The following is an 8,959-nucleotide window of genomic DNA, read 5'->3' on the forward strand; positions in this document are numbered from 1 at the left end:
CGCGGTGTTGACTCCGAGGTTCGCGTCCGACCCGCCGGTGCCGGGCGCCAGAGCACCGCGCTCGGCGTGGGGGTGGTGGCCGCCGGTCTCCTGGTGGCCGGTTGCGCCGCGCCGGTGGCCGACGTCGAGCCCGCCCCGGAGGCCACCGACCCGGTGTGCGCCGAGGCCATGGTGGCCCTGCCGGACGCCGTGGCCGGCCTGGACCGGCGCGAGACGGACAGCCAGGCCACGGCGGCGTGGGGCGAGCCCTCGGCCGTGGTCCTGCGCTGCGGGGTCCCGACCCCCGGGCCGACCACCGAACACTGCGTGACCGCCAACGGGGTGGACTGGGTGACGCGGGACGACGGCGAGTTCTGGACGCTCACGACCTACGGCCGCACGCCTGCGGTCGAGGTGCTCTTCGACGACACCCGTGCCGCCTCGAGCTCGGTCATGGTGGACCTGGCCCCGGCCGTCTCGAGGATCCCGGCGACCGGGGGCTGCACCTCCGCGCCCGCGGAGACCATTCCGGCGACGCCCGGGCCGACCGGGTAGCGCGGGCCGGCGTGGACGCTAGTGCAGGCCGGTCCCGCGCTCCACGGCCAGGGTGATCAGTTCGTCGATGAGCTCCCGGTAGCCCAGGCCTGAGCGCTCCCACATGGCCGGGTACATGCTGATCGGCGTGAACCCGGGCATCGTGTTGATCTCGTTGATCACGAACCGCCCGTCCGGGGTGTAGAAGAAGTCGACGCGGGACAGGCCCTCCGCGTCCACGGCCTCGAAGGCCCGCACGGCCAGCTCCTGGACCTCGGCGATGGCGGCCTCCGGCAGGTCCGCCGGGCAGGACAGGTCCGCCGCCGAGTCGTCCTGGTACTTGGCCTGGAAGTCGTAGAACTCGTGCTGCTGGGCTCCGGCGTGCACGACGATCTCGCCCGGCAGGGACGCCCGCGGGCGGTCCGTGCCGTGGCCGTCGAGCACGGCGCACTCGATCTCCCGGCCGGCGATCCCGGCCTCCACGACGACCTTGGGGTCCAGTTCCCGGGCGACCCCGACGGCGGTGTGCAGGCCCTCGCGGTCGGTCACCCGGCTGATCCCCATCGACGACCCGGCGCGGGCGGGCTTGACGAACAGCGGATAACCCAGGGCCTCGGCCCGGTCCAGGGCCTCCTCGGGGGCGGTGAGCCACTGCCGGTCCGTGATGGTCTCCCAGGGTCCCACCGCGAGCCCGGCGGCCTGGAAGGCGATCTTCATGAAGTGCTTGTCCATCCCCACGGCGGAGGCGAGCACGCCGGGGCCCACGTAGGGCACGTTGGCCATCTCCAGCATGCCCTGCAGGGTCCCGTCCTCCCCGAAGGGGCCGTGGAGCAGGGGGAACACCACGTCGATGGGCCCGTGGGACTCGGCATCGACGGCGGACGTCAGTTCGTGCCCGCCGTCCGGGGTGGCCCCCAGCACGAGGGGCTGGTCCGGTTCCGGGACGGAGGGGAGCTCGGCACCGGTCAGGTTCCACAGGGCGGTGTCCGCGGCGACCGCCGACCAGCGGCCCTGCGTGGTGATGCCCACGGGCACCACCTCGTACTTCTCCGGGTCCATGGCGTTCAGGACACCGGCCGCCGTGATGCAGCTGATGGGGTGCTCGGAGGAGCGGCCGCCGAACAGCACGAGCACGCGCAACCGGCCGTCCCGGCCCGAACCCGGGCAGTGCTTGTCTCCGACGCTGCCGGGACGGAGCGCTGGGTCCTGGGTCAATGTCGTCCTTCCGGTTTGAGGTCGCGGGCCAACAGGAGGCCCGCGAGGGTGTCGACGTCGAGTCTGCCAGCGATGACGGCGTTGATCGCCTCGCTGATGGGCATCTCCACGCCGTGTCGGCGCGCGAGGTCCACCACGGCCGAGACCGACTTCATGCCCTCGGCGGTCTGGCGCAACCGGGCCGTGGTGGCTGCGACGTCGAGCCCCTGTCCGAGGAGCCGGCCGGCGCTCCGGTTGCGGGACAGGGGCGAGGCGCAGGTGGCCACCAGGTCTCCCAGCCCGGCCAGTCCGGACAGGGTCTCGGCCCGGCCGCCGAGCCGCACGGCCAGGCGCGAGGTCTCGGCCAGTCCGCGCGTGATGATCGATGCCTTCGAGTTGTCTCCCAGGCCCTGTCCGTCACAGATGCCGACGGCCAGGGCGATCACGTTCTTGACGACACCGCAGATCTCCACGCCGACCACGTCCGTGTTCGTGTAGGGCCGGAAGTAGGGACCGTAGACCCGTTCGGCGACCCAGGCGGCGGTCCCGGGCGAGGCCGAGGCGACGACGGTCGCCGTCGGTTCCTCGCGCGCGATCTCGAGGGCCAGGTTGGGTCCCGAGACCACGGCGAAGCGGTCCGCCGCCAGGCCGAGCCCCTCGGCGCACAGCTCGCTCATCCGCGCGTCGGAGCCGCGCTCCAGCCCCTTCACGAGGGAGACCACGACGGCGTCCGGGGCCAGGTGCGCGCGGATCTCCGGCAGGTGCCCGCGGACCTCCTGGGCGGGGATGGCCAGCACGACCATGCCGGCGCCCGCCACGGCCGCGGCGAGGTCCGTGGTCGCGGTCAGTGCCTCCGGCAGGTCGATGTCCGGCAGGTAGTCCGGGTTGCGGTGCCCGGCGTTGATGCCGGCGGCCACGTCCGGCCGGCGCGCCCAGAGCACGATCTCCGGATCGGCGACGCCGCGCTCGGCGGCGCTGTCTGCCAGCACCTTGGCGAAGGTGGTCCCCCAGCTGCCGGCACCGACGACGGCGATCCGTTCACTGCGGGGGTTCTCGGGCGCCGGGCCTGCCGTGGCCCGGTCCGCCGCGGCCGGGGGACCGCCCGGCGTGCCGGGACCCGTCATGCCTGGACCGCCTCCCGCTGGCCGGTCCGCGGGTTCCAGCGCCCCTCGGGCGCCTTCTCCCCGCGCAGGACCTCCAGCTCGGAGGAGATGGCGGACATGATGCGTTCGCTGGCGGTCTCCAGCACTGCCCGGGTCAGCGGCGCATCCCGCAGGTCGTCCAGGGACACCGGCGTGCCGACTCGGATCCTGCCGGTGTGGCGGGGGCGCACGGAGGGCACCTTGGCGGTCTGCGGCAGGACCTCATGGATACCCCACTGGGCCACCGGGATCACCGGGACCCCGGTCTTCAGGGCGAGCCGGGCCGCCCCGGTCTTGGCCTTCATCGGCCACAGGTCGGGGTCGGAGGTCAGCGTGCCCTCCGGGTAGATGATGATGGCCCCGCCCTGGGCGAGGACGGCGTCCGCCGCCAGCAGGGAGTCGTTCCCGCCGCGCGAGCGGTCGACCGGGATCTGCCGCATGGCGGTGAGCAGCCCGCCGATCACCGGCAGCTGGAACAGTTCGGACTTCGCCAGGAAGTGCGGCAGGTGGCCCTGCTTGTACACGAAGTGGCCCATGGCCAGCGGGTCCAGGTTGGACACGTGGTTGGCGCAGACGATGAAGCCCGAGTCCGGGATGTTCTCGGTGCCCTGCCACTCCTTGGCCATGACGGCGTTGAGTCCGGGACGGACCAGGAGGGACGCGGCGAAGTACCCGGCGCGGAGCCCGGCTGGTGCGGTCAAGACAGTCTCCTAGCGGCTGATGCGGCTGAGCTCGACGTCGGCGCCGAGGCCGGTCAGCTTGTCCATGAACTTCTCGTAGCCCCGGTTGATGATCTCGATGCCGGTGGCCTGCGAGGTCCCCTTCGCGGCCAGGGCCGCGATGAGGTGCGAGAACCCGCCGCGCAGGTCCGGGATGTCGAAGTCAGCCCCGTGCAGCTCGGTGGGCCCGGAGATCACGGCCGAGTGCAGGAAGTTGCGCTGGCCGAAGCGGCAGGGCACCGAACCCAGGCACTCCCGGTGCAACTGGATCGAGGCGCCCATGCGTACCAGGGCGTCCGTGAAGCCGAAGCGGTTCTCGTACACGGTCTCGTGAACGATCGACACCCCCTCGGCCTGCGTCAGGGCGACCACCAGGGGCTGCTGCCAGTCCGTCATGAACCCCGGGTGGACGTTGGTCTCGAGCACCAGCGGCTTGAGCGCGCCGCCGCCGTGCCAGAAGCGGATGCCCTCGTCGTCGACGTCGAACTCCCCGCCGATCTTCCGGTAGGTGTTCAGGAACGCGGTCAGGTCACGCTGCATCGCGCCCTCGACGTAGATGTCGCCCTGGGTGACCAGCGCGGCGGAGGCCCAGGAGGCGGACTCGTTGCGGTCGGGGATGGCGCGGTGGTTGAAACCGGAGAGCTTGCTGACACCCTCGATCCGGATGGTCCGGTCGGTCTGGACGGTGATGATTGCGCCCATCTTCTGCAGGACGGCGATCAGGTCGTGCACCTCGGGCTCGACGGCGGCCCCCTTGAGCTCCGTGATGCCCTCGGCCTTGACTGCGGTCAGCAGCACCTGCTCGGTGGCCCCCACGGAGGGGTAGGGCAGGTCCAGCTTGGCGCCGGTCAGCCCCTTGGGCGCGGAGATGTGGATGCCGCCGGGTCGCTTCTCCACGACCGCACCGAAGCTGCGCAGCACGGTGAGGTGGAAGTCGATCGGCCGGTCGCCGATCCGGCAGCCGCCGAGGTCCGGGATGAACGCCTCCCCGATGGAGTGCATCAGCGGCCCGCAGAAGAGGATGGGGATGCGGGAGTCCCCCGCGTGGGCGTCGATCTCCGAACTGGTGGCGGACTTGGTCTGCGCCGGGTCCATGGTCAGGTCACCCGAGACCGGGTCCTTGCTGACCTTTACGCCGTGCACGGAGAGCAGTCCGGTAACGATGTCCACGTCCCGGATCTCGGGGACGTTGCGCAGCACGGACGGCTTGTCGCCCAGCAGTGAGGCCACCATGGCCTTCGGCACCAGGTTCTTGGCGCCCCGGACGCTGACGCGCCCCTCGAGCGGCTTGCCGCCGTTGATCGTCAGCAGATTTCCCATAGACAGTGGACATCCTCCGTGGCCCGCCGGGTCGGGCCGTAGCTTCGTGATGGATCCACTGGGGTGGTTCGCCCGGGGGCGCGGATCCGCATCCCAGCATACGGCCCGAAGAGGGGTCAGGCCGTGCGTGCGGGCAGCGTGGCGGGCTTGAAGGGGGGCCTGGCGGCCTCGAAGGCTGAGATGTCGGCCTCGGTGCGCAGGGTGAGGCCGATGTCGTCCAGCCCCTCCATGAGCCGCCACCGGGTGTAGTCGTCCAGCTGGAACCCGGCCGTCACCGCGCCGCACGTGACGGTGCGGCCCTGCAGGTCGACGGTGACCTCGGTGCCCGGGTGGTTCTCGAGCTCCTTCCAGATCAGCTCGATGTCCTGCTGGTCCACCTCGGCGGCCACCAGGCCCTGCTTGCCGGCGTTGCCGCGGAAGATGTCCGCGAAGCGCGCCGAGAGCACGGCCTTGAAGCCGTAGTCCTTCAGCGCCCACACGGCGTGCTCGCGCGAGGATCCGGTGCCGAAGTCCGGGCCGGCCACCAGCACGGACCCGGAGGAATACGGCTCACGGTTCAGGACGAATCCCGGGTCCTTGCGCCAGCCGGCGAAGAGGGCGTCCTCGAACCCGGTCCGGGTGATGCGCTTGAGGTAGACGGCCGGGATGATCTGGTCCGTGTCCACGTTGGACTGCTTGAGCGGGACACCGATTCCGGTGTGACGGGCGAACGGTTCCATGATCAGGCCTCCTGGAACTGGGACTGACCGGCGGTCAGGTCGGACGGGGATGAGAGGGTGCCGCGGATGGCGGTCGCGGCCGCGACCACCGGGGAGACGAGGTGCGTCCTGCCTCCCTTGCCCTGGCGGCCCTCGAAGTTGCGGTTGGAGGTGGACGCGCAGCGCTCCCCCGGTGCCAGCTGGTCCGGGTTCATGCCCAGGCACATGGAGCACCCCGCGAAGCGCCACTCGGCGCCGAAGTCCTTGAAGACCCGGTCCAGGCCCTCGGCCTCGGCCTGCAGGCGCACCCGCGCCGAGCCCGGGACGACGATCATCCGCACGTCCTCGTCCTTGGCCTGCCCCTGGATGATGGAGGCGGCGGTGCGCAGGTCCTCGATGCGGGAGTTGGTGCAGGACCCGAGGAACACCGTGTCCACCCGGATGTCCTTCATGGGTGTCCCCGGCGTCAGGTCCATGTACTCCAGCGCCCGCTGTGCGGCGGCCTGGGCGTTGGGATCCTCGAACTGCTCCGGGGAGGGCACGGTGTCGCTCAGGGACACGCCCTGGCCCGGGTTCGTACCCCACGTGACGAAGGGCTCGAGCGCGTCGGCGTCGAGGAACACCTCGGCGTCGAAGCTGGCCCCCTCGTCGGTGGGCAGGCTGCTCCAGTACTGCACGGCAGCGTCCCAGTCCTGTCCCTGCGGCGCGTGCGGGCGGTCCTTGATGTACTCGAACGTGGTCTCGTCCGGGGCGATCATCCCGGCGCGGGCGCCCGCCTCGATCGACATGTTGCAGATGGTCATGCGGGCGTCCATGGACAGGGACCGGATGGCCGAGCCGCGGTACTCCAGCACGTAGCCCTGACCGCCGCCGGTGCCGATCTTGGCGATGACGGCCAGGATGATGTCCTTGGCGGTGACGCCGTCGCGCAGCGTGCCCTCGACGTTGATCGCCATCGTCTTGAACGGCTTCAGGGGCAGGGTCTGGGTGGCCAGCACGTGCTCGACCTCCGAGGTGCCGATGCCGAACGCCAGCGCGCCGAAGGCCCCGTGCGTGGAGGTGTGCGAGTCGCCGCAGACCACGGTCATGCCCGGCTGGGTCAGGCCCAGTTGGGGTCCGACGACGTGCACGATGCCCTGCTCGGCGTCGCCGAGGGAATGCAGCCGGATGCCGAACTCGCGGGCGTTGTCCCGCAGGGTCTGGATCTGCTTGGCCGAGACCGGGTCGGCGATCGGCTTGTCGATCTCCAGCGTGGGCGTGTTGTGGTCCTCGGTGGCGATCGTCAGGTCGGGCCGGCGGACGGGGCGGCCGGCGAGCCGCAGGCCCTCGAAGGCCTGGGGGCTGGTGACCTCGTGGACCAGGTGCAGGTCGATGTAGAGCAGGTCCGGGGTCTGCGCCTCTCCGGCACCCTCGCCGGGAACCACCACGTGGTCCTGCCACACCTTCTCGGCCAGCGTGCGCGGGGCCGCCGGATTGACTGCGTTCTCGGTGATCTCTGCCATCTCAAGTCCTTCCACCAGTGACCGTTCCACTGTGGCACCGCCTGCGGGGCGCGGCCAGCACCTGCGGAACAATCTCATATATTGAGACGCTAGTATCAGAGTATGGACATCCCTCCCACCTCTCCCCAGCTCCAGGCGCTGCACCGGCCGAGCGGCGTCGGTGTCGTCGACAAGGCCGCCGCGATCCTGGACGCCCTGGAGGCCGGCCCCACCTCCCTGGCCCAGCTGGTCGCCGCCACGGGCATCGCGCGCCCGACGCTCCACCGGCTGGCGGCCGCCCTGGTCCACCACCGACTGGTGGGACGTGACCTGCAGGGCCGGTACATCCTCGGCAGTCGCCTGGGAGAACTGGCCTCCGCCGCCGGCGAGGACCGCCTGACCTCCGCGGCCGGGCCCGTGCTGACGCGGTTGCGGGACGCCACCGGCGAGAGTTCCCAACTCTTCCGGCGGCAGGCGGACAGCCGCGTCTGCGTCGCCAGCGCCGAGCGGCCCGTCGGCCTGCGGGACACCATCCCGGTGGGCACCCGGTTGTCCATGAAGGCCGGTTCGGCAGCCCAGGTGCTCCTGGCCTGGGAGGACCACGAACGGCTCGTCGAGGGCCTCTCCGGCGCCGTGTTCACCCCCGCGGTGCTGGCCGCGGTCCGGCGTCGCGGCTGGGCCCAGTCCCTGGGCGAGCGCGAGCCGGGCGTCGCCTCGGTGTCCGCGCCGGTGCGCAGCCCCAGTGGCCGGGTCATCGCGGCGGTGTCCATCTCCGGCCCCATCGAACGGCTCACCCGCCAGCCGGGACGGGTCCACGCCGAGACCGTCATGCGTGCCGCGCTCAACCTGACCGAGCTGGTGCGTTCGGCCGAGACCACCTCGTCCTGATCCCGACGGCCGTCCGGCTGCAGGCTGCGACGGCAGCATGCGACCGCAAGACCCGGGGCGTCGGGAATTCCCCGGTCATTGGCCGGGAGTTTCCCCGCCCGTGTGCATGGACACCGGGAGCACGCCTATCCTGCCCACAGGCCCTCCGGATCCGTCCGGGTGACCCGAAGACCACCCGCTGACCGGACAGGAGCGACTCCCGCCGTGACCACTCTCCCCGCACCCCAGGACGCCCAGGGCCGTGCCGCCTCCCCCCTGAGGATGTCGGTTATCGGGACGGGGTATTTGGGGGCGACGCATGCGGCGTGCATGGCGGAGCTGGGGTTCGAGGTGGTGGGGCTGGACATCGATCCGGCCAAGGTCCAGGCGTTGTCCCGGGGGGAGTTGCCGTTCCACGAGCCCGGGTTGCCGGAGCTGCTGATCAAGCACGTGGCCTCGGGCCGGTTGCGGTTCACCACCTCCTATGAGGAGGTCGGTGCGTGGGCGGATGTGCACTTCATCGGGGTGGGCACCCCGCAGAGACCGGGTGAGAGCGCGGCGGACATGCGCTACGTGGACGCCGCGGCGGTGTCCCTGGCCGAGCACATCAGCCAGGACGCGCTGATCGTGGGCAAGTCCACCGTCCCGGTCGGCACCGCCGAACGCCTGGCCTCACTCATCGCCGACACCCGGGCCAGGGCCGGGCTGCCCGGGACGGTGGAGCTGGCCTGGAACCCGGAGTTCCTGCGCGAGGGCTTCGCCGTGAAGGACACCCTGACCCCGGACCGCCTCGTCGTCGGCGTCACCTCCGCCCATGCCGAGGACGTGCTGCGTGAGGTGTACGCGAAGTCGTTGTCGGAGGGGACCCCGTGGATCGCCACGGACTATGCCACCGCCGAACTGGTCAAGGTCGCCGCGAACGCGTTCCTGGCCACGAAGATCTCCTTCATCAACGCCTTCAGTGAGATCACCGAGCACGTCGGCGGGGACATCGGCACCCTGGCCGACGCGATCGGCCACGACCC

At 71.3% G+C, this 8,959-nt stretch carries 9 protein-coding genes; 3 read left to right on the forward strand and 6 right to left on the reverse strand.

The genetic code is table 11. From position 1 onward, the window contains the following. The first annotated feature begins 75 nt into the window (after positions 1 to 75). Positions 76 to 534: a DUF3515 family protein gene (locus CITRI_RS18170; protein WP_141566149.1), complete on the forward strand. Its 459-nt coding sequence runs from the start codon at positions 76 to 78 to the stop codon at positions 532 to 534. A gap of 18 nt (positions 535 to 552) precedes the next feature. Here CITRI_RS18170 and CITRI_RS0115395 read toward each other — a convergent pair whose 3' ends face one another. The 6 genes from CITRI_RS0115395 to leuC form a co-directional block, all read right to left on the reverse strand. Next, positions 553 to 1,653 carry a D-alanine--D-alanine ligase family protein gene (locus CITRI_RS0115395; protein ID WP_050813723.1) on the reverse strand — a complete coding sequence of 367 codons (1,101 nt, stop codon included), beginning with the start codon at positions 1,651 to 1,653 and terminating at the stop codon, positions 553 to 555. Positions 1,654 to 1,724: 71 nt separating this feature from the next. Further along, on the reverse strand, positions 1,725 to 2,831 hold the full coding sequence (locus CITRI_RS0115400; RefSeq protein WP_010145839.1) for an NAD(P)H-dependent glycerol-3-phosphate dehydrogenase: 1,107 nt from the start codon (positions 2,829 to 2,831) through the stop codon (positions 1,725 to 1,727). Continuing rightward, entirely contained in the window at positions 2,828 to 3,550 is a 723-nt protein-coding gene (locus tag CITRI_RS0115405; RefSeq protein WP_010145840.1) for a 1-acyl-sn-glycerol-3-phosphate acyltransferase, read from the reverse strand. The genes CITRI_RS0115400 and CITRI_RS0115405 overlap by 4 nt, the downstream gene beginning before the upstream one ends. Before the next feature lie 9 nt (positions 3,551 to 3,559). Further along, positions 3,560 to 4,888: a UDP-N-acetylglucosamine 1-carboxyvinyltransferase gene (murA, locus tag CITRI_RS0115410; protein ID WP_010145842.1), complete on the reverse strand. Its 1,329-nt coding sequence runs from the start codon at positions 4,886 to 4,888 to the stop codon at positions 3,560 to 3,562. A 116-nt stretch (positions 4,889 to 5,004) separates the two neighbouring features. Next, positions 5,005 to 5,607, reverse strand: coding sequence for a 3-isopropylmalate dehydratase small subunit (leuD, locus tag CITRI_RS0115415; RefSeq protein ID WP_010145843.1), 603 nt, complete (start codon positions 5,605 to 5,607; stop codon positions 5,005 to 5,007). A gap of 2 nt (positions 5,608 to 5,609) precedes the next feature. Next, positions 5,610 to 7,088 carry a 3-isopropylmalate dehydratase large subunit gene (gene leuC / locus CITRI_RS0115420; RefSeq protein WP_010145844.1) on the reverse strand — a complete coding sequence of 493 codons (1,479 nt, stop codon included), beginning with the start codon at positions 7,086 to 7,088 and terminating at the stop codon, positions 5,610 to 5,612. A 102-nt stretch (positions 7,089 to 7,190) separates the two neighbouring features. Between leuC and CITRI_RS0115425 the strand changes: the two genes are divergently transcribed. Then, a complete protein-coding gene (locus CITRI_RS0115425) occupies positions 7,191 to 7,955 on the forward strand; it encodes an IclR family transcriptional regulator (RefSeq protein WP_010145845.1) in 765 nt (254 codons plus the stop codon). Between the two features lie 261 nt (positions 7,956 to 8,216). Beyond that, positions 8,217 to 8,959, forward strand: a 743-nt coding sequence (locus CITRI_RS0115430; RefSeq protein WP_040386688.1) for a UDP-glucose/GDP-mannose dehydrogenase family protein, incomplete at its 3' end; no start/stop codon positions are given.

Source organism: Citricoccus sp. CH26A, assembly GCF_000224415.1.
GTDB lineage: Bacteria > Actinomycetota > Actinomycetes > Actinomycetales > Micrococcaceae > Citricoccus.